Source organism: Aeromonas sp. QDB17, assembly GCF_027705305.1.
Lineage (GTDB): Bacteria > Pseudomonadota > Gammaproteobacteria > Enterobacterales > Aeromonadaceae > Aeromonas > Aeromonas caviae.
Genome location: NZ_JAPDBP010000014.1, coordinates 26,712 through 46,158 on the forward strand (window position 1 = coordinate 26,712; position 19,447 = coordinate 46,158).

At 57.8% G+C, this 19,447-nt stretch carries 21 protein-coding genes; 6 read left to right on the forward strand and 15 right to left on the reverse strand.

Annotated elements, in window-relative coordinates:
• Window positions 1–93 precede the first annotated feature (93 nt).
• Window positions 94–1,656: a murein biosynthesis integral membrane protein MurJ gene (gene murJ, locus OKC41_RS12845; RefSeq protein WP_029313784.1), complete on the reverse strand. Its 1,563-nt coding sequence runs from the start codon at window positions 1,654–1,656 to the stop codon at window positions 94–96.
• A gap of 191 nt (window positions 1,657–1,847) precedes the next feature.
• Here murJ and rpsT point away from each other — a divergent pair, with 191 nt between their 5' ends.
• Entirely contained in the window at window positions 1,848–2,111 is a 264-nt protein-coding gene (rpsT, locus tag OKC41_RS12850) for a 30S ribosomal protein S20 (protein ID WP_005308808.1), read from the forward strand.
• A 48-nt stretch (window positions 2,112–2,159) separates the two neighbouring features.
• Here rpsT and OKC41_RS12855 read toward each other — a convergent pair whose 3' ends face one another.
• The 8 genes from OKC41_RS12855 to rppH form a co-directional block, all read right to left on the reverse strand.
• The gene (locus OKC41_RS12855; RefSeq protein WP_029313781.1) at window positions 2,160–2,462 is read right to left on the reverse strand and encodes a metalloregulator ArsR/SmtB family transcription factor; all 303 of its coding nucleotides are present in this window, start codon (window positions 2,460–2,462) and stop codon (window positions 2,160–2,162) included.
• A gap of 48 nt (window positions 2,463–2,510) precedes the next feature.
• On the reverse strand, window positions 2,511–3,443 hold the full coding sequence (nhaR, locus tag OKC41_RS12860) for a transcriptional activator NhaR (RefSeq protein WP_010673095.1): 933 nt from the start codon (window positions 3,441–3,443) through the stop codon (window positions 2,511–2,513).
• Window positions 3,430–3,834 carry a hypothetical protein gene (locus OKC41_RS12865; protein ID WP_041201435.1) on the reverse strand — a complete coding sequence of 135 codons (405 nt, stop codon included), beginning with the start codon at window positions 3,832–3,834 and terminating at the stop codon, window positions 3,430–3,432. The genes nhaR and OKC41_RS12865 overlap by 14 nt, the downstream gene beginning before the upstream one ends.
• Window positions 3,831–5,021: a Na+/H+ antiporter NhaA gene (nhaA, locus tag OKC41_RS12870; protein ID WP_010673093.1), complete on the reverse strand. Its 1,191-nt coding sequence runs from the start codon at window positions 5,019–5,021 to the stop codon at window positions 3,831–3,833. Before nhaA ends, OKC41_RS12865 begins: the two co-directional genes overlap by 4 nt.
• 279 nt (window positions 5,022–5,300) lie before the next feature.
• Window positions 5,301–6,095 (reverse strand): thymidylate synthase, encoded by a 795-nt coding sequence (gene thyA / locus OKC41_RS12875; protein ID WP_201895042.1) that lies wholly within the window; start codon window positions 6,093–6,095, stop codon window positions 5,301–5,303.
• Window positions 6,095–6,919 (reverse strand): prolipoprotein diacylglyceryl transferase, encoded by an 825-nt coding sequence (lgt, locus tag OKC41_RS12880; RefSeq protein WP_039039982.1) that lies wholly within the window; start codon window positions 6,917–6,919, stop codon window positions 6,095–6,097. The genes thyA and lgt overlap by 1 nt, the downstream gene beginning before the upstream one ends.
• 66 nt (window positions 6,920–6,985) lie before the next feature.
• Entirely contained in the window at window positions 6,986–9,265 is a 2,280-nt protein-coding gene (ptsP, locus tag OKC41_RS12885) for a phosphoenolpyruvate--protein phosphotransferase (protein ID WP_041214477.1), read from the reverse strand.
• A gap of 13 nt (window positions 9,266–9,278) precedes the next feature.
• Window positions 9,279–9,806 carry an RNA pyrophosphohydrolase gene (gene rppH / locus OKC41_RS12890; RefSeq protein WP_041210952.1) on the reverse strand — a complete coding sequence of 176 codons (528 nt, stop codon included), beginning with the start codon at window positions 9,804–9,806 and terminating at the stop codon, window positions 9,279–9,281.
• A gap of 731 nt (window positions 9,807–10,537) precedes the next feature.
• On the opposite strand from rppH, the gene mutH reads away from it, so the two are divergent.
• Window positions 10,538–11,212 carry a DNA mismatch repair endonuclease MutH gene (mutH, locus tag OKC41_RS12895; RefSeq protein ID WP_161470798.1) on the forward strand — a complete coding sequence of 225 codons (675 nt, stop codon included), beginning with the start codon at window positions 10,538–10,540 and terminating at the stop codon, window positions 11,210–11,212.
• 83 nt (window positions 11,213–11,295) lie between these two features.
• Window positions 11,296–11,625, forward strand: a complete 330-nt coding sequence (locus OKC41_RS12900) for an isoamylase early set domain-containing protein (RefSeq protein WP_010673087.1) — start codon at window positions 11,296–11,298, stop codon at window positions 11,623–11,625.
• A gap of 103 nt (window positions 11,626–11,728) precedes the next feature.
• Here OKC41_RS12900 and rplS read toward each other — a convergent pair whose 3' ends face one another.
• From rplS to ffh, 5 genes are all read right to left on the reverse strand, one after another.
• Complete coding sequence (gene rplS, locus OKC41_RS12905) at window positions 11,729–12,076, reverse strand: 50S ribosomal protein L19 (RefSeq protein ID WP_005313505.1); 348 nt, start codon at window positions 12,074–12,076, stop codon at window positions 11,729–11,731.
• A gap of 32 nt (window positions 12,077–12,108) precedes the next feature.
• Complete coding sequence (gene trmD / locus OKC41_RS12910; RefSeq protein ID WP_010673086.1) at window positions 12,109–12,858, reverse strand: tRNA (guanosine(37)-N1)-methyltransferase TrmD; 750 nt, start codon at window positions 12,856–12,858, stop codon at window positions 12,109–12,111.
• A gap of 34 nt (window positions 12,859–12,892) precedes the next feature.
• Window positions 12,893–13,414 (reverse strand): ribosome maturation factor RimM, encoded by a 522-nt coding sequence (gene rimM, locus OKC41_RS12915; RefSeq protein WP_039039979.1) that lies wholly within the window; start codon window positions 13,412–13,414, stop codon window positions 12,893–12,895.
• Between the two features lie 24 nt (window positions 13,415–13,438).
• Window positions 13,439–13,687 carry a 30S ribosomal protein S16 gene (gene rpsP, locus OKC41_RS12920; RefSeq protein ID WP_010673084.1) on the reverse strand — a complete coding sequence of 83 codons (249 nt, stop codon included), beginning with the start codon at window positions 13,685–13,687 and terminating at the stop codon, window positions 13,439–13,441.
• A 179-nt stretch (window positions 13,688–13,866) separates the two neighbouring features.
• The gene (gene ffh, locus OKC41_RS12925; protein ID WP_201895044.1) at window positions 13,867–15,246 is read right to left on the reverse strand and encodes a signal recognition particle protein; all 1,380 of its coding nucleotides are present in this window, start codon (window positions 15,244–15,246) and stop codon (window positions 13,867–13,869) included.
• A gap of 285 nt (window positions 15,247–15,531) precedes the next feature.
• Here ffh and OKC41_RS12930 point away from each other — a divergent pair, with 285 nt between their 5' ends.
• The gene (locus tag OKC41_RS12930) at window positions 15,532–16,323 is read left to right on the forward strand and encodes an inner membrane protein YpjD (protein WP_039040017.1); all 792 of its coding nucleotides are present in this window, start codon (window positions 15,532–15,534) and stop codon (window positions 16,321–16,323) included.
• Between the two features lie 39 nt (window positions 16,324–16,362).
• Entirely contained in the window at window positions 16,363–17,643 is a 1,281-nt protein-coding gene (locus OKC41_RS12935) for an HlyC/CorC family transporter (RefSeq protein ID WP_010673081.1), read from the forward strand.
• A gap of 30 nt (window positions 17,644–17,673) precedes the next feature.
• Here OKC41_RS12935 and OKC41_RS12940 read toward each other — a convergent pair whose 3' ends face one another.
• Complete coding sequence (locus OKC41_RS12940) at window positions 17,674–18,141, reverse strand: Rrf2 family transcriptional regulator (protein WP_039039978.1); 468 nt, start codon at window positions 18,139–18,141, stop codon at window positions 17,674–17,676.
• 111 nt (window positions 18,142–18,252) lie between these two features.
• Here OKC41_RS12940 and hmpA point away from each other — a divergent pair, with 111 nt between their 5' ends.
• Window positions 18,253–19,446, forward strand: coding sequence for an NO-inducible flavohemoprotein (gene hmpA, locus OKC41_RS12945; RefSeq protein ID WP_201895045.1), 1,194 nt, complete (start codon window positions 18,253–18,255; stop codon window positions 19,444–19,446).
• The last annotated feature ends 1 nt before the right edge of the window (window position 19,447 follow it).

Here is a 19,447-nt window from a genome sequence, read left to right on the forward strand (position 1 = left end):
GAGCATCGCACCTCGTTGGCGGGCCAACCCGACAGCCCCTGAGGCCGCTCCCCCATCTCCCCTGTACTGTCCCCCTCCCTTGCAGCTGACTCCTTATTGCTGACCGGCTCTCAGGTGCCGTGGCCGGATCCCCAATGCCAAGAGGACAATGCCATACAACGCTCCGCCCAGGCAGAGCAGCAGGGTCAACTCCAGGCTGGCCTTGCCCATGCTCCAGGCACCCCATTGGGCGAGATCCGGTGACAGATAGGCCAGAAGCCCCCCCATCAAGACCGTTGCCGCCAGCAGCTTGAGGCAGAACAGCCCGGTGTTGCGGGAAGGGCGATAGACATCCTGCTGATAGAGCCCCTTGAACAGCAGTACGGCGTTCAGCGTGCCGGAGCAGGCGGTCGCCAGCGCCAGCCCGACGTAGCCGAGCGGATAGATGAAAATAAGGTTGCACACCATGTTGGCTACCATGGCCATGATGCCGATACGCACCGGCGTCCTGGTGTCCTGGCGGGCGTAATAACCGGGGGCCAGCACCTTGATGAGCATCAAGGAGAGCAGCCCCGTGGTGGAGGCCAGCAGGCTCGCACTGGACATGCTCACCTCGTGCAGACCGAACTCACCGCGCATGAAAAGTACCCGCAGTATGGGCTCGCGCAGTACGGCGATGCCGACCATGGCTGGCAAGCCGAGCAACATCACCATGCGTACCCCCCAATCCATGGTGCGAGAGAAATCAGCCGGATCCGCATCCACGTGTTTTCTGGCCAGGGCAGGCAGGATCACCGTGCTGATGGCCACCGCAAAGAGACCGAGGGGAAACTCCAGCAACCTGTCCGAGTAATAGAGATAGCTGATGGCACCGGTAGCCAGGAACGACGCCAGCATGGTATTGATCAGCAGGTTGATCTGGCTGACCGAGACGCCGAACAGGGCCGGGATCATCAGGGTACGGATCTTAACCACCCCGGGATGGTGCCAACCCCACTTGGGCCAGACCAGCATGTTGAGCTGGCGCAGAAAAGGATACTGGAACAAAAACTGGACCAGACCGCCGAGGAAGACACCGATCGCCAGGGAGATTTCGGGGCGCTCCATCAAGGGCGCGATCCACCAGGCCGCCGCAATCATGGTGATGTTGAGGAATACCGGCGTAAAGGAGGACACGGCAAAACGGCCAAAGGTATTGAGAATGGCCCCCGCCATGGCGGTGAAGGTGATGAACCAGAGGTAGGGGAAGGTGATCTTGAGCATCAGACTGGCCAGCTCGAACTTCTCCGCCGCCGGTCCGCCATGCAGCCAATCCCAGAACCAGCCCCAGCCAAAGAGAGCCGTCAGGACACCGGAACCCAGCACCCCGAGCAGGGTGACCACGGTGACGATGCCACCCAGGGTGCCCGCCACCGCCGCCAGCAGCTCCCGAACCGCCTGCTCGTCACCATTTTTCTTGTACTCCGTCATCACGGGCACGAAGGCCTGGTTGAATGCCCCTTCGGCAAAGAGCCGGCGCAAGAAGTTGGGAATGCGATTGGCGAAGAAGAAGACGTCTGCGGCCACCCCGGCACCGAGCAAATTGGCGATGACCACATCGCGCACCAAGCCCATCACACGGGATGCCAGCGTCATTCCGGACACTATCATGCCGGATTTGATCAATTTCTTACTCAAGACGAGGCCTCTGGAACTGTCGGAAAGAAAAGAATGCTGTTAGAATCGGCCGACAGTTTAACCGTCTCCCATCTGACACACCACCGGGGGGCGGTGTTTATTTGCACAAATCATTTGACAATATGTGGTTGGGAAGGCATATTTCCGGGCCTTTTCAATACACTCGCTAAGACAGTTTTAGGAGTTTTACCTTGGCTAACATCAAATCTGCTAAGAAGCGTGCTCTTCAGTCAGAGAAACGTCGTCAGCACAACGCCAGCCGTCGTTCCATGACCCGTACCTACCTGAAGAAAGTGATCGCTGCCATCGCCTCTGGTGACAAGGCTGCTGCCACTGCCGCTTTCGCTGTTGCTCAGCCGATCATGGATCGTATGGCGACCAAAGGCCTGATCCACAAGAACAAAGCTGCTCGTCACAAGAGCCGCCTGTCTGCCCAGATCAAAGCCATGGCTTAATCAGCATCCGCTGATGAAAGCTGAAAAAACCGGCCTAGTGCCGGTTTTTTATTTGGGGTCGCTACAGTACAGTCTGTGCAACAATCCGATCATCTCGCGCACCTCATGGCTGCGCAGGGAGTAATAGACCGTCTGGGCTTCCTTCCTCGTCGCCACCAGCTCATCCCGGCGCAACACCGCCAGATGCTGCGACATGGCTGACTGGCTCAATCCCAAGACCTCGTTCAGCTCGCCGACCGACAGCTCCCTATCCAGTAACTGGCACAAGATAAACAGCCGTCGCTCATTGGCCAATGCCTTGAGCAGGGTGACGGCACGCCCGGCATTCGCTTCCATCTCTTCCAATTGCATCTCACCCTCCTCTTCCAAGACAGGCATCATAGCGCCGTCACCGTCGATTTAAAACGAGAGGCTTGCCGGCTGAATGGCCGTGAAATCCTCCTGCCCGGCAAAGAGGAAGGAGAAATCACTCTCGCATACTCGCTTGACCGCAGGATGTTGGATCATCCGCTCGGCAAAGATGACATAATACTCCTCCATCAGATCCTGGGTTTCACCCAGCAGCATCACCTCCTCCCCCTCCAGGATCTCTTCCCGATAGATGGTCGGAGCCATGAAGATACCCTGGTTGAAGAAGCCGAACGCCTTCATCAGCGCCGCATCATCGAATTCTCCCAGAATACTGGGGGAAATCCCCTGCTGCTCGAACCACTGGGTCAGTTGACGACCCATGGCGGTACGGCGGCCCGGGATGAGCAGCTTGCGCTCTTCCAGGCAAGCAGGGAAAGGCTGGGAGGGCAGAGGCGCCTTGCAGAAGAAACTGACGCCACATCCCCCCAGACGCTTGGACAGCAACCCGGCATGCTGGCTGGAGTCCACCGGGCAATCAGAGAGGATCATGTCGAGCTTGTGCTCGCTCAACTGCTCCAGGAGCAGTTCATGGGTCGACTCGAAGCAGCGCAGGTGAATGGAACCGTCATTGGGGATCACGGAGAGCAGTACCCGGCTGGCGAGACGCTTGGAGAGAGCATCGGCGATGCCCACATCGAACAGGATCTGGCTCTCCTTGCGGTAGTTGACGATATCCAGCATCTCGTAGGAGAGGCTGAACATCTTGTCCGCATAGCGAAATACCAGTTGGCCAAGCTCGGTGGCCTCAAGGGAGCGCCCCTTTCTGATCAGCAACTTGCCGCCAAGACGCTGCTCAAGCAGCTTGATCTGACCGGTCACGGTCTGTGGGGTCAAAAAGAGGGCTTCCGCCGCCTGCGTGACGGAGCCCTTCTTCTGAGTCATCCAAAAATAGTAGAGATGGTTGTAGTTAAGGTGTGACATCCGATGGGGTTCCCGCGCCAGGCGGGCTCCGGTAGCAGCTGAGTTCAACCGCCAGAATGTCATACATGTCGCTGATCGAGTCAACCTTGTTCGCGTCGAACTGTGCCTGCAGATGGGCCTTGAGACGACCGGCATCCGGCATTCGCTCGGTGCAATAGCGCTTGTTGGACAGCTTGACTCGCTCGCCGGCACGACTGCTCAGTGCCCGTTCGGCGAAGGTCTCTCCGAACCGGGCTTTTACCTGAGAGTCCCCCAGCATGAGTGCGCTGTCGACCACCCCGTTGAGATAGGCAGAGCAACTTGCCGAGGTGGCATCCCGCTGACAATCGACCAGGCCATTTGCCCAGATTGCAGGGCTCGCCAGCATGACTAACCATCCTAGTTTTCTCATAACCCCTCCGTACTTTGATTCGCCTCCCGATTGGGCAGCGATATCCGCAGTGCGATGTAACCGATCACAGCCGCGAGTGTGGAACCTGCCAGGATCCCGAGGCGCGAGTAGCTGCCGTAGTCCAGTCCGCCATGCTCGAATGCCAGCGATGCGATAAACATCGACATGGTAAAGCCGATGCCACACAGAATGCTGACGGCAAAGATCTGTCTGAAGTTCACTCCTTGCGGCAGTTGGGCAATGCCTGATTTCACTGCCAGCCAGCTGATGGTGAAAATCCCGAGCGGCTTGCCGACGAAGAGCCCCAGGATGATCCCCATGGGGAGCGGATTGAGCAGAGCCGAGAAGTAGATCCCCTCCAGCGATACCCCGGCGTTGGCGAAAGCGAAAAGTGGCAGGATCAGGAAGGCGCTCCAGGGGTGCAGCACATGCTCCAGATGCTTGAGTGGCGATGCGTAACGCTTGCCGTTGAGGGGGATCATGAAGCCCACGATGACCCCCGCCAGGGTCGCATGGACACCGGACTTGAGCACGGCAACCCAGAGCACCAGGCCGACCAGCATATAGAGTCCAATCCTGTCCTCACCACGGCGATTCATCCAGAGCAAGGCCAGGGTGGCCACCACACCTATCGCCAGCGCAGTCAGCGACAGTTGCTGGGTGTAGAAGAGGGCAATGATGATGATGACCCCCAGATCGTCCATGATAGCCAGCGCCAGCAAGAAGACCTTGAGGCTGGTCGGTACCCGCTTGCCCAGCAGCGCCATGACCCCGAGAGCGAAGGCGATGTCGGTTGCGGCCGGAATCGCCCAGCCAGCACGGGTCGCCTCGTCCCCGTAGTTGAAGAAGCTATAGATGAGTGCCGGTGCCAACATGCCCCCCACGGCAGCAATGGCCGGGAAGGTTGCCTGCACCCGGGAGGAAAGCGCTCCCTCCAGCATCTCTCGCTTCACCTCGAGACCCACCAGCAGGAAGAAGATCGCCATGAAGCCATCATTGATCCAGAGCAGCAGCGGCTTGTTGATGTCGAGGGCCGCGATGCGAACCTGCACCTCGGTATTGAGGAAGCTCTGATAGTGTTGCGCCAGCGCCGAATTGGCCAGGCCGATGGCAAGCAGGGCGGCCAGGATCAGAATGATCCCGGAAGCGGACTCCAGTTTGAGAAAACGCTTGAATACATCGCTCATATCTAACTACCCATAAAATTGCATCTTTTCAGTCTAGGGCTCGAGTAGCTCAATGAAAAATCGTTTCTTACGGCTGATAACAACGAAAAAACCGAAAGCAAAACAGATAATGCCTGCTATAAGCAGGTTATTTCCCCTTTTCAGGAGCCATCTCTCCACCCGGAATGTTGCATATTAATTCACAGAAAATGCAAAAAGGCACCCGAAGGTGCCTCTAACAGCTGAGTGTCGATTCATCGTCACCTGGGAGACGATACTCGCCCCAGGCTCATTACCTACTCAAATAGCGACAGGCGCCTTGATCCCAGGATGGGGATCATAGCCCTGGATCTCGAAATCCTCGAATCTGTAATCGAAGATGGAGTCAGGTTTGCGCTTGATCACCAGTTGCGGCAGGGGGCACGGCTCGCGGGTGAGTTGCAGTGCCGTCTGCTCCATGTGGTTGGAATAGAGGTGCACGTCGCCACCGGTCCAGACAAAGTCACCCACTTCCAGATCGCACTGCTGCGCCATCATGTGGGTCAGCAGCGCATAGCTGGCAATGTTGAACGGCAGGCCAAGGAAAACATCACAACTACGCTGGTAGAGCTGGCAGGAGAGCTTGCCATCCGCCACATAGAACTGGAAGAAGGCGTGGCAGGGTGCCAACGCCATTTTGTCCAGCTCGCCCACGTTCCAGGCGGAGACGATGATGCGGCGGGAATCCGGGTTGTGCTTGATATCGTCCACCGCCTTCTGGATCTGGTCGATGACAGACCCATCGGCCGCCGGCCAGGAGCGCCACTGGGCACCATAGACAGGCCCCAGATCACCGTGCTCGTCGGCCCACTCGTCCCAGATGCTGACACCGTGCTCTTTCAGATAGGCGGTGTTGGTATCGCCGTTGAGGAACCAGAGCAGCTCGTGAATGATGGAGCGCAGGTGGCACTTCTTGGTGGTCACCAGCGGGAATCCCTCGGCCAGGTTGAAGCGCATCTGATGACCGAACAGGGAGACGGTCCCGGTCCCGGTGCGATCGGATTTGACGGTCCCTTCATCCAGAATTTTCTGCATCAGGTCGAGATAGGCACGCATTACTTCGCCTCCTTGGGTGCATTGCCGAACAGACGGGGCTGCTTGTAGGCGGCCCAGACCATGAGCGCACCCGCCACTATCATCGGGGTAGAGAGGATCTGGCCCATGCTGATCTCGTTGAAGTAGAGACCCAGCTGGCTGTCAGGCTGACGAACAAACTCCACCAGGAAGCGGAACAGACCGTAGAAGAGCAGGAACATCCCGGAAATGGCGCCACGTGGTGGGTGCTTGCGCCAGAACAGGTTCAGGATGATGAAGAGCACCACCCCTTCCAGCGCGAACTGATAGAGCTGGGACGGGTGACGCGGCTCGGGGCCAGCCTCGGGGAAGATGATTGCCCAGGGGACATCGGTCACCCGACCCCACAGCTCGCCGTTCATGAAGTTGCCGATGCGGCCAACACCGAGGCCGAACGGAATCAGCGGCGCCACGAAATCCGCCACGGTGAAGAAGTGGCGCTGGGTTTTGTGGGCAAACCAGATCATGGCGGTGATCACCCCGATGAGGCCACCGTGGAACGACATGCCACCGGTCCATATCTTGAACAGATAGGTCGGGTCGGCGAGGAAGAGATCGAAGTTATAGAACAGCACGTAACCGATGCGCCCTCCCAGGATCACCCCGAGAAAGCCGTAGAACAGCAGGTCGGATACCTCGTTGCGGGTCCAGCCGCTATTGGGTGCATCGGCGCGGCGACCTGCCAGCCACATGGCGAAGGCAAAACCGAACAGGTACATGAGACCATACCAGCGTACCGATAATGGTCCCAAACTGAATGCTACGGGATCAATCTGCGAGAAAACCCAATATCCGTCGTGCTGCATAGGCGGCCCCAATCATAAGAAAAGCCGCATTCTCCGATCATTCTTACGCAGTAACAAGGTGGAATATCAATCGGGCAGCCTGACCTTGTGCCCAGCCCGCAGCAATCCGCCCAGACCGTGCTCTTCCAGATATCGGGCAAACAGGCCCCGCAGCACGTGAGGATTGTCATGCTTGAGACCATCCGCCATCAGCGCCTTCAACTCGCCAAGGTCGGATTGCCGCAGCACGTATTTGATGCGGGAGATGTTGTGGGTATTCATGCTGAAACGGCGATAGCCCATGGCCAGCAGCAGCAGCACCCCGACCGGATCGCCAGCCAGCTCGCCACAGACAGAAACCGGCTTGTGATAGCGCCGGGAGGCATCGACCAGCAGCTGCAAAGCGCGGATCACCGCGGGATGGAAGGCATCGTAGATGCTGGCGACACGGGCATTGTTGCGATCCACCGCCAGCAGGTACTGGGTCAGGTCGTTGCTGCCCACCGACCAGAAGTCGATGAGCGGCGCCATCTCCGGCAGGATGTACAGCGCGGAGGGGACTTCGATCATCACCCCGAGACTGGGGTAGCGGATCACCGCATCGCGGCTGGCCGCTTCTTCCGACACCTCGCGCCACGCCTGATCCAGCAGACGACGGGAGGCCTTGATTTCACTGACGCTGCTGATCATCGGCAGCATGATGGCCAGATTGTCCAGCCCTTCGCTGGCCCGCAACATGGCCTTGAGCTGCACTAGGAAGAGTTCGGGGTGATCCAGGGTGAGCCGGATCCCCCGCCAACCAAGGAAGGGATTTTCCTCCACGATGGGGAAATAGGGCAGTTGCTTGTCCCCCCCCACGTCCAGAGTCCGCATGCAAACCGGGCGATCCCGATAGGTTTCCAGGATCCCGCGATAGCGGGCAGTCTGCTCCCACTCTGAAGGGAAGCTGTCCTGCAGCATGAAGGGGATCTCGGTGCGATAGAGCCCGACCCCGTCCGCCAGATGATTGAGGGAGATCTCGGTATCCGCACTCAGCCCTGCGTTGAGCAGCAGAGAGACCTTGGTGCCGTCGGCAGTCTCGGAGGGCTGGTTGTCGACGCTACGCACCAGGGTGTCGAGTGCCCGCTCCTCACTCAGCAGTTGCCGGTACTCGGTCAGGATCACCTGGTTGGGTTCGATGAAGAGATCGCCGCTGTAGCCATCGATGACCAGAGTGCGACCGCCGATGTCACCGAGGGGCAGATCCACCCCCATGATGGCCGCCACCCCCATGGCACGGGCCAGGATGGCGGCATGGGAGTTGGTCCCGCCCTTGAGCGACACCACACCGCTCAGAAATTCCCTCGGGATCTCCGCAAGGATGGTGGCCGTCACTTCATCGGCGACCAGCACCACGGGTTCGCCGATGGTAAGCTGCTCGGGTTCGTCCTGCACCAGCCGGCTGATGAGCCGCTGGGCGATGTCTTTCACATCGGTGGAGCGCTCCCGCAGATAGGGATCCTTCATCCCCTTGAACTGCTCTATCAGCCGATCGCTGATGAGTTTGACCGCCGAGATCGCCGTCCAGTGTTCCTTGCTGACCTTGTTGCGGATGGGCTTGATGTAGCCGGGATCGTTAAGCAGGTGCAGATAGATGTCGAAGATAGCGACCGAGTCCTGGCTGTAGCTCTCGCGAAAGCGCAGTGCCAGGCTCTCCAGATCATGGCGCACTTCCTCCACCGCCAGCTCGAGACGGGCAAGCTGCTTGGCATGATCCTCGTCCTTGCGCGGCGTGATGGTATTGAGCGCCTTGCGCGGACGCCACACCCAGGCCTTGGCGATGGCGATGCCACTCGCCCCGGCAATACCGCGCAGCGGCTTGCTCCAGTCGGTCTTCTGCAGCCACCCCTTGGCCTGGGCCTGGGCGATGCGGGCAGCCAGCTGAGCCGCCAGGGTGACCATGAAGGACTCCTCACCCTCATCGAAGAGGCGGCTCTCCTTCTGCTGCACGACCAGAATCCCCACCACCTGACGCTGATGCATGATGGGAGCGCCGAGGAAGGAGCGAAACGCCTCTTCCGCCACATCGGGCAGGAACTTGAAACTGGGGTGAGAGGGGGCATCGGCCAGGTTGATCAGCTCTTCACGCTGACCCACCAGGCCGACGATACCCTGCTCGAACGGCAGGGTGGCCTTGCCCACGGCCGATTCGGCCAGACCATCGGTCGCAGCCAGTCGATAGCGGCGCATGTCCGGCTCGGCCACATAGACGGAGCAGCAGTCCACCGTCATGGCGAGCCGGGTCTGGCTCACCAATGCTTGCAAGGCCTGTTCGAGGGTGTTGGCCTCGGCCATGCTTTCCACGATGCGTCTGAGTTCCGTCAGCAACTAGTTGTGCTCCTTAACGCGAGCGGTTGCGCCGCCCATCTTTTCGGTTAGCCTGCACCACGGGGACTGGCATGGCCAGCGGGGCAAACTCCTTCATCACCCGGCGGTAAACCTCCCGCTTGAAGGAGACGACCTGACGAACCGGGTACCAGAAGCTGACCCAACGCCAATCATCAAATTCCGGGTGACCATGACAGCCAAACTGGATCCTGGCCTCTTTGCCAGGATCGAGCTGCAACAAAAACCATTTCTGCTTCTGGCCAATACAGACCGGTGAACTGTCCCAGCGGACGAGTCGTTTGGGTAAGCGATACTTCAGCCAGTTGCGACTGGTCGCCAGTATGGTCACATCGTCCTGCTTGAGGCCTATCTCCTCATACAGCTCACGATACATGGCCTGTTCCGGCGATTCACCATCATCAACCCCCCCCTGCGGAAACTGCCAGGAGTGCTGCCCATAGCGCTTAGCCCACAATACTTGTCCGTCACGGTTACAGATCACGATGCCGACATTGGGACGAAATCCGTCACCATCTATCACGTGATCACCTTATAAAGGCTGAATCTATAACGAGATTGTTCCACATTCACCCCGTGGCGGCAAACAGGGACTGTCATCTTCCATTCATGAATAACTTGGCATTTCAAGCAAAGTTATAAACAAATTGAAGGGTCATGCTAGGCAAGTTGCCCACCCAGACTGTGCATAAACCTGTGATCAAGCAGGTATATACAGTAGTTTTATACTGTGGCATTGCACGGAAGCATATCATACCCGATTCACTTAAAAACAAAATATACATTTAAATACATAAGGTTATAGTTTAATTGCTGGATCAAGATCCATGTCTTTTGCCTAAGAGGATCCAGCCTGTCAATTGTGAACAAGTTCGACTGCTCAAAGATCCACCAAGACGGATTTATCCACAGATATGGCGCATTATCTGCACCGAAATGGCGCTGAAAATCGGCGTGCTCTCACATTTATTTCTGGTGCCACGCTTCCTTTCACCACTTTACGCCAGTTATCCAAGATTTCTGTGGATAACTGTGTGCAACAGCTCGCACAAACCCTTGGACAACTCGTTTATGCGGGGATCCGGTGGGCAAACATACTGGATAAATAAAGTAAAACCCTTTAAAATCATTTAGATATGTTGAATTCTGTCGCCCATGTCTCCCTGTGTATAGTCGGGCGAGGATCGGTTACAAAATCAGCGACACCATGCAAGGATCCGTATTGCGATGTCTATTATCTCCAGAGGAGCCCTCATGCCCGCCAATCCCCAGTCAGAACAAGAGCTGCTCAGTCGAGCCTACACCATGGCGGGCTTCACTCTGGCCCAGCTTGCCGCAACGGCGGGCATCCCCGTACCGCGGGATCTCAGGCGTGACAAGGGCTGGACAGGGCAGTTGATCGAGTGGCAGCTGGGGGCCAGTGCAGGTAGCCGTCCCGAGCAGGATTTTCCGGATCTCGGTATCGAGCTCAAGACGATCCCCGTCGATCCTCAAGGGCGCCCGCTGGAAACCACCTTTGTCTGCGTGGCCCCCCTCATCGGGGTCAGCGGCCAGCGCTGGGAGGAGTCGAACGTGCGCAACAAGCTGTCGCGGGTGCTCTGGATCCCGGTGGAAGGCAGCCGCGACATCCCTGTCGGCGACCGTCGCGTCGGCATGCCGCTGCTATGGAGCCCGAATGAAGAGGAAGAAGGACTGCTGCGCCAGGACTGGGAAGAGCTGATGGACATGATAGTGCTGGGGGAAGTGGAGCAGATCAGCGCCCGCCACGGCCAGGTATTGCAGCTGCGCCCCAAGGCGGCCAACAGCAAGGCGCTGACCCGCGCCATCGGCCGCAATGGCCAACCCATCATGACGCTACCACGGGGCTTCTACCTCAAGATCGAGTTCACCCATCAACTCCTACAGCGCCATTTTGCCCTCCCCCTTTGATCCTGTTTATCAACATCCTTGTCATAAAGTGATATAAAAATAACCAGCACTACTTTCTTCGCAGCCAGTGACAAGGAGTCCATATGCCGATCAACAAGCAATTCCTCAAATCGCGTCCCGAGGTCAAGGTGACCTTTGCCGTCGAAAAGGAGGCCGCCGGCGATGCCGAGCAGGTCTTGCTGCTGGGTGAATTCAGCCAGTGGCAGCCCATTGAACTGAAGAGGATGAAAAACGGGGAGTTCAAGGCGACACTCAACCTGCCGACCGATGGCCCCAGCCATTTCGAGTATTGCTATCAGCTAGTGCAACCCGATGGTGAAACCCTTTATGACAACGACTGGGAGGCGGACGACTATGTGCCTGGCCCCTTCGGGCGTGACAACTCGGTGGTGCGGGTCAGCCAGCCAGGTTGAGCTGGAACACCCGAAAGCGGATACAAAAAAGGCTCGCCATTGGCGAGCCTTTTCACTACCTGTCGAGCTTTTCGCCGACATACCGACACCAATTCGAATCGAATTAGTTGAGCTTCTCTTTGATACGAGCAGCTTTGCCGGACAGGTTGCGCAGGTAGTACAGTTTGGCGCGGCGAACATCACCACGACGCTTCAGTTCTACACTGTGGATCAGCGGAGAGTGAGTCTGGAATACACGCTCAACACCTTCGCCGTTGGAGATCTTGCGAACGGTGAAAGCAGAGTGCAGACCGCGGTTACGCTTGGCAATCACGATGCCTTCGAAAGCCTGCAGACGCTCTTTACCACCTTCTTTAACACGAACTTGAACACGTACGGTGTCGCCCTGGGCAAAAGCCGGGATGTCGGTACGCAGTTGCTCTTGTTCAAGCTGCTGAATAATCTTGCTCATTGTCTTTCCTTACCTAGGATAAACTGAAAACTCTACTTAACGCTGTCACGCACTTCGCGGACATACTCGGCAAGAAGTGATTCTTGCTCGTCAGTCAGAGCTAGGTTGTTAATAAGTTCCGGCCTTCTCTGCCAGGTTCGTCCGAGCGATTGCTTGAGTCGCCAGCGCCGAATCACTTCGTGATTGCCGCTTGTCAGCGCCTCGGGCACCGTCAGCCCATCCAACACCTCCGGCCGAGTATAGTGGGGATGATCCAGCAGCCCATCCGTGAAGGAGTCCTGCTCGGCACTGGCCTGATCACCCAAGACCCCCGGGACCAGACGCGAAACCGCATCGATCAGGGTCATGGCAGGCAACTCGCCACCACTTAACACGTAATCCCCGATAGACCACTCTTCGTCGACTTCGGTTTGTATCACGCGCTCATCGATACCTTCGTATCGACCGGCGACCAGAATCAGTTTCTGATTCGTCGCCAACTCGGTCACGCCCGCTTGAGTCAGCTTGCGTCCCTGAGGAGAGAGATAGATGACTTTCGCCCCGTCTCCCGCCGCTTGCTTGGCTGCATGAATGGCATCACGCAGCGGCTGAACCATCATCAACATGCCGGGCCCACCACCATAAGGACGATCATCGACCGTACGGTGTTTGTCGTGGGTGAAGTCCCGAGGGTTCCAGCACTCAATCTGCAGCAGGCCACTCTTGACGGCCCGACCCGTTACCCCGTGCTCGGTAATGGCTCGGAACATTTCCGGGAAGAGGCTAATGACCCCAATCCACATAAGAAACCTCCGGCACCCGTGTTAGCGCGGGAAACTAGAAACCAGGATCCCAATCAACTTCGATTGTTCGAGCAGTCAGATCAATATTCTTGATCACCTGCTCTTCCAGGAACGGTATCAACCGCTCCTTTGCACCAAAGGCATCTTTTACATTGGCCTCAACCACCAACACATCGTTGGAGCCGGTTTCCATCAATTCGGTCACCTTGCCCAGGTCGTATCCCTTGGTGGTTACCACGGTGCAACCAATGAGGTCACGCCAGTAGAACTCCCCTTCGGGCAACGCAGGCAACAGATCGGCGGGGACGCCAATCTCGACGTTGGTCAATGCCAGGGCATCCTCACGCACATCGATACCATCGAGTTTGCAGATCAGACCCTTGTTGTGACGCTTCCAGGATGACACCCGGATTTCACGCCACGCCCCGTTCTGATTGATCAGCCAGGGGTTGTAATCGAAAATCGCTTCGGCAACATCGGTGAAGGAGTTCACTTTAAGCCAGCCCTTGATCCCGTAAACGGTCCCCAGGGTGCCCAGAACTACAGGTTTTTCCACCTTAACTCCCTACCGTTTGGCTGATTAAGCAGCTTTGGCAGCGTCTTTGATCAGCTTGGCAACGCGGTCAGAAACAGCGGCACCAGTAGCAACCCAATGCTCGATACGAGCCAGGTCCAGGTTCAGCTTTTCAGCGTTACCAGCAGCAACCGGGTTGAAGAAACCGACGCGCTCGATGAAACGACCGTCACGGGCGTTACGGCTGTCAGCAACTACTACCTGGTAGAACGGACGCTTTTTCGCGCCACCACGTTGTAAACGAATGGTTACCATATCGTCCTCATAAACATCTAATGAACAAGGCCTGCAAATACGCAGACCCTAGCTTAAAATAAGCCGCGTAATTCTACTTGGATTCGTAATAATTGCAACCAAGCCAGCTATTTTTTGCGCAGGGATTGGCATGAAAAAGGCTCACCAGGGTGAGCCTTTCTGCCTGACCAGCAGGAAAATCAGAACGGACCGCGACCGCCACCACCGAATCCGGGGGGCAGCATGTTCTTCATCTGGCCCATAATCTTGCGCATGCCGCCCTTGCCGGACATCTTCTTCATCATGCGCTGCATCTCGGTGAACTGCTTGAGCAACTTGTTCACATCCTGGACCTGCATGCCGGAGCCCGCAGCGATGCGGCGCTTGCGGGAGCCCTTGATGAGATCGGGATGGGCACGCTCTTTCGGCGTCATGGAGCTGATGATGGCCTCCATCCGCACGGTGAGCTTGTCATCCATCTGATCCTTGATGTTGTCCGGCAGGCCGGACATGCCGGGCAGCTTGTCGAGCATCCCCATCATGCCACCCATGTTGCGCATCTGGGCCAGCTGCTCACGGAAGTCTTCCAGGTCGAAGCCCTTGCCGCTCTTGACCTTGCTGGCCAGCTTGGCCGCCTTCTCTTTATCGACGTTGCGCTCCACCTCTTCGATGAGAGAGAGCACATCCCCCATGCCGAGGATGCGGGAGGCGAGACGATCCGGATGGAACGGCTCCAGCGCATCGGTCTTCTCACCCATACCGATGAACTTGACCGGCTTGCCGGTGATATGGCGAACCGACAGGGCGGCACCACCGCGGGCATCACCGTCTGCCTTGGTAAGGATCACACCGGTGAGCGGCAGCGCTTCGTTGAAGGCCTTGGCGGTATTGGCAGCATCCTGGCCTGTCATGGCATCCACCACGAACAGGGTTTCGACCGGCTTGATGGTGGCGTGCAGATCCTGGATCTCCGCCATCATTTCGCCATCGACGTGCAGACGACCGGCAGTATCGACGATCACCACGTCATAGAACTTCTTGCGCGCCTGATCGATGGCGGCAGTGGCAATGGCGATCGGTTTCTGGCTGGCATCACTCGGGAAGAAGTCGACACCGATGTCGCCCGCAAGGGTCTCAAGCTGCTTGATCGCCGCCGGACGGTAGACGTCCGCACTGACCACCAGCACCTTTTTCTTGCTGCGCTCCTTGAGCAGTTTGGCCAGTTTGCCGACCGTAGTGGTCTTACCGGCCCCCTGAAGACCTGCCATCAGGATAATGGCCGGCGGCTGGGCAGCCAGGTTGAGCTGTTCGTTGGCCTCCCCCATCACGGTGACCAGTTCGCCATGGACGATCTTGATGAAGGCCTGGCCCGGGCTCAGGGATTTGGCCACTTCCTGGCCCACGGCACGTTCCTTAACGCGCGCCACGAAATCGCGCACCACCGGCAGGGCGACGTCCGCCTCGAGCAACGCCATGCGGACTTCGCGCAGGGTATCCTTGATGTTCTCTTCGGTCAGGCGGCCGCGGCCGCTGACATTGCGCAGGGTGCGCGAGAGTCGTTCAGTCAAATTCTCAAACATGACGCTTTCCGGTTCTTGGCGTGACACTGGGGGCATTATACCCCGGTCAGCACTCTAGGGACGATTACTCGCCGCTTGCCGCGGCGGCCTGCCATCGAACGGGCAGGTCAACAAATGAAGGGCAGTATACCCCAGTCAACGCCGGAGGACGATTATTCGCCGCACGGTGACCATCAACGCCTACTTATATGTGGGCAGTTAGCCTCTGGCACAACTGGCGAGCATATCTTGTGCAAGGTATACTGCCCCTCTTATCCATAAAGCTTGTTTGACAACGACCTGGTTATGATCGTGATCTCTGTTCTGGCCCTGGCGTTTTACCTGCTGGCCATCATCGCTTCACTGCACCTGCTGCTCAGCGCCAAGCCCGTCGGGCAAGTATCGCTGTTCGCCTGTGTCGGCCTGGCCCTGACCGCCCATGGCATGGCGGTGGGCAGCGAAGTGCTGGCCACCCATTCCGGCCAGAATCTCAGCATGTTGAACGTGGCGTCCCTGGTCAGCCTTATCATCAGTTGCTTCATGACCTGCGTCACCCGACGCTTCAACGGCTGGATCCTGCTGCCCGTCGTCTACAGTTTTTCAGCCCTGCTGCTGGCAGCCAGCGCGCTCATTCCCGGGCGCTACATCACCCATCTGGAAGCGCACCCCCAGTTACTGCTGCACATAGGCCTCGCGCTGATGGCCTATTCGGTACTGATGATCGCCTGCTTGTTTGCCCTCCAGCTTGCCTGCCTGGACAGGCAACTAAAATCCAGAAAGATCAGCCACCTGCCAGCCATGCCACCCCTGATGACGGTGGAGAAGCGCCTGTTTCAGCTCATTTCCGCAGGTCTGCTGCTGCTGACCCTCTCCATCGCATCCGGCCTGTTCTTCCTGGAAGACATGTTTGCCCAGGGCAAGTCCCACAAGGCCATCCTCTCTATCCTGGCCTGGTGCGTCTACGCTCTGCTGCTCTGGGGTCACCATACCCGTGGCTGGCGCGGCCGCAAGGTCATCATGCTTAGCCTCATCGGCAGCTTCATCCTGACACTGGCCTATTTTGGCAGCCGCTTCGTCAAGGAAGTGCTGCTTAGCTGACACACGCACATTCCCCAACCATCCTTACAGGAGCCCTTCTTGGACAGTATCTCAACGAGTACATTGCTGATTGTTCTCGTTATCTTGATCCTTTTGTCAGCCTTCTTCTCCAGTTCCGAAACCGGTCTGATGTCGCTCAACCGCTACAAGCTGCGGCATCTGGCCCAGACCAAGCACAAGGCTGCCCGCCGGGTCGAGAAGCTGCTGGCCAGGCCGGACCGCCTGCTTGGCCTCATTCTCATCGGCAACAATCTGGTCAACATCCTGGCCTCCGCCATCGCGACCATCGTCTGCATCCGGCTGTTCGGGGATCTCGGCGTCGCCATTGCCACCTTCGGGCTGACCCTGGTGGTGCTGGTATTCGGGGAAGTCACCCCCAAGACACTGGCGGCCATGTTCCCCGAGCGGATAGCCTACCCTGCCTCCTGGATCCTCAAGGGGCTGATGGTGCCGTTCGCTCCCCTTGTCTGGCTCATCAACAGCATCACGAACCTGCTGCTGAAACTCTTGCGTCTAGAGCACAACAAGGATGACTCCCTCAATTCCGAAGAGCTGCGCACCATCGTCAACGAGGCGGGCAATCTCATTCCCAAGCACCACCAGGAGATGCTGATAAGCATCCTGGATCTCGACAAGATGACGGTGGAGAACATCATGGTCCCGCGCAGCGAGATCTCCGCCATCGACATCAATGACGACTGGAAGATCATACTGCGCCAGCTGGCCCACTGCGCCCACACCAAGATCCTGCTCTATCGCGACAACATCGATGACGTCGTCGGCTTCCTGCACTCACGGGATGCCCTGAGACTGGTCGCCCGGGATCAGTTCAGCAAGTCCAGCCTGCTGCGGGAAGTCGACCCCATCTATTTCATCCCCCAGGGGACCCCCCTCAACGTGCAGTTGGCCAAGTTCCAGCGCAACAAGGAGCGAATTGGCCTTATCGTCGACGAATATGGCGATATTCAGGGGCTGATCACCCTGGACGACATCCTGGAAGAGATTGTCGGTGACTTCACCACCTCCATGACACCGACCCCGAGTGACGAGATCCATCCCCAGCCGGACGGCTCCTTCCTGGTCGAAGGCTCCGCCAGCATCCGCGAGCTGAACAAGGAGATGGACTGGCACCTGCCCATGGACGGCCCACGGACCCTCAATGGCGCCATCCTGGAGTACCTTGAGGAGATCCCCCAACCCAACATCAGTGTCAGGCTGGCGGGCTACCCTATCGAGATTCTCGAAGTGGAGAACAACATGGTGAAGATGGCGAGGATCATGCCGCACCTGTACCGGGACGATTCAGGGTACGAGGATTGAAAAAAGGCTGCCAATGGCAGCCTTTTTGTTTCACTCGCTCTCGTCATCCGGCTCCAGCACCAGAGTGGGGATGAGCTCACCGAACACCTGCTGCAACTCGTCACGGTTTGCCAGCAAATCCTGCAGCGTATAACCATCCATCACCGCGAGGAAGGCGTTCATCGCCTCCTTCAAGGCACTCTTGAGCAGACAGACGGAGACGATATGGCAGACCGGGGAGCTGCAGTCGATCCCGTCCAGATTGCCTTCCAACGCCCGGATCACTTGCCCGATATTGATTTCGTCGGGGGAGCGCGCCATGCGGATGCCACCATTCTTGCCGCGTTGTGACTGCAGATAGCCCAGTTTTACCAACTGGTTCACCACCTTCACCATGTGGTTGCGGGATACGTCGTACAAGGCGGATACCTTGGCCACGCTCGACAGTTCCCCCTCCGGCAGGGTAGCCAGATAGAGCAGGGCTCTCAATCCAAAATCGGTATAGCTCGTTAGTCTCATAGTGCCTGTAGCGCCTAGCGCGAAGAATTGATGATTGATCCAGATCAATTAAACATTTAGGATGCAACTTAATAAGTGACATTCCAGATGTTCAATTAGAAAGGACCTCCTATGTTAGACCAAGCCACCATCGCCGTCATCAAGAGCACCATTCCTTTGCTCGAATCGGCGGGCCCTGACCTCACACGGCACTTTTATCAGCGCATGTTCAGCCACAATCCCGAGTTGAAGGATCTCTTCAACCTGGCTCACCAGCGTAGCGGGGGACAGCCCTTGGCACTGTTCAGTGCGGTGGCGGCCTATGCCAGGAACATTGACAATCTGGGGGCCCTGGCCGGAGCCGTTGAACGCATCGCCCACAAACACACGGGTTTCCTGATCCAGCCGGAACAATATCACATTGTGGGTAGTCATCTCTTGGCCACGCTCAAAGAAATGGGTGGCAACGCTGTCACGGAGGAGGTACTTACCGCCTGGGGCAAGGCTTACGGTGTGCTGGCCGACATCTTTATCGGCCGGGAGAGCGAGCTCTATCGGGAGAAGGCAAGCCAGGACGGTGGTTGGCAGGGAACCCGCCCTTTCATCATCAAGGAGAAGCGTCAGGAGAGTGAACTCATCACCTCTTTCGTCCTGGCTCCCCTCGATGGCAACCCCGTGTTGCGTTTCAAACCGGGGCAATATCTCAGTATCAAGCTGGTTCATCCCGCCCTCGAGCATCAGGAGATCCGCCAGTACTCCCTCTCGGACGCCCCCAATGGCCGCGACTACCGCATCAGCGTCAAGCGCGAACCCAGGGGGCAGGCCTCCAACCTGTTGCATGATCATCTTCACATCGGTGACACGGTCGACATCATGCCGCCGGCCGGCGACTTCTTCCTGCAAGAGGTGACAGACACGCCTGTGGTGCTGATCTCCGCCGGGGTCGGCCTCACCCCCATGCTGAGCATGCTCAACCACTTGCTGGCCGATGGCCCGGATATGGATATTCGCTGGCTTCACGCCTGCGAACATGGCGCCCACCACGCGTTCAGGGACGAGATCCGGGCAAAGAGCAGGCAACACGGGAAACTGGAGAGCCGGATCTGGTATCGGGAGCCGGGGGAGCAGGATGTCAAAGGAGAGGATTACGACTTCAGCGGCACTCTGGCACTGGAGCAGGTCACCGACCTCATTCCGGCCGACGCCCACTACTATTTCTGCGGCCCTGTCCCGTTCATGAAGGCAGTCAAAGCTCAGTTGGAGAATGTGGGCGTGCCTGCCGAGCGGATGCACTACGAGGTCTTCGGCCCCCATCAGGGCCTCTGAT

What these genes read in the sequence shown, in the direction of transcription:
- ffh (WP_201895044.1), bottom strand. Translation starts at nt 15,246, where the DNA reads ATGTTTGAGAATTTGACTGAACGACTCTCGCGCACCCTGCGCAATGTC.
- OKC41_RS12930 (WP_039040017.1), top strand. Translation starts at nt 15,532, where the DNA reads ATGATCGTGATCTCTGTTCTGGCCCTGGCGTTTTACCTGCTGGCCATC.
- mutH (WP_161470798.1), top strand. Translation starts at nt 10,538, where the DNA reads ATGCCCGCCAATCCCCAGTCAGAACAAGAGCTGCTCAGTCGAGCCTAC.
- OKC41_RS12900 (WP_010673087.1), top strand. Translation starts at nt 11,296, where the DNA reads ATGCCGATCAACAAGCAATTCCTCAAATCGCGTCCCGAGGTCAAGGTG.
- thyA (WP_201895042.1), bottom strand. Translation starts at nt 6,095, where the DNA reads ATGCGTGCCTATCTCGACCTGATGCAGAAAATTCTGGATGAAGGGACC.
- rplS (WP_005313505.1), bottom strand. Translation starts at nt 12,076, where the DNA reads ATGAGCAAGATTATTCAGCAGCTTGAACAAGAGCAACTGCGTACCGAC.
- hmpA (WP_201895045.1), top strand. Translation starts at nt 18,253, where the DNA reads ATGTTAGACCAAGCCACCATCGCCGTCATCAAGAGCACCATTCCTTTG.
- lgt (WP_039039982.1), bottom strand. Translation starts at nt 6,919, where the DNA reads ATGCAGCACGACGGATATTGGGTTTTCTCGCAGATTGATCCCGTAGCA.
- trmD (WP_010673086.1), bottom strand. Translation starts at nt 12,858, where the DNA reads ATGTGGATTGGGGTCATTAGCCTCTTCCCGGAAATGTTCCGAGCCATT.
- OKC41_RS12855 (WP_029313781.1), bottom strand. Translation starts at nt 2,462, where the DNA reads ATGCAATTGGAAGAGATGGAAGCGAATGCCGGGCGTGCCGTCACCCTG.
- nhaR (WP_010673095.1), bottom strand. Translation starts at nt 3,443, where the DNA reads ATGTCACACCTTAACTACAACCATCTCTACTATTTTTGGATGACTCAG.
- OKC41_RS12940 (WP_039039978.1), bottom strand. Translation starts at nt 18,141, where the DNA reads ATGAGACTAACGAGCTATACCGATTTTGGATTGAGAGCCCTGCTCTAT.
- nhaA (WP_010673093.1), bottom strand. Translation starts at nt 5,021, where the DNA reads ATGAGCGATGTATTCAAGCGTTTTCTCAAACTGGAGTCCGCTTCCGGG.
- rpsP (WP_010673084.1), bottom strand. Translation starts at nt 13,687, where the DNA reads ATGGTAACCATTCGTTTACAACGTGGTGGCGCGAAAAAGCGTCCGTTC.
- OKC41_RS12865 (WP_041201435.1), bottom strand. Translation starts at nt 3,834, where the DNA reads ATGAGAAAACTAGGATGGTTAGTCATGCTGGCGAGCCCTGCAATCTGG.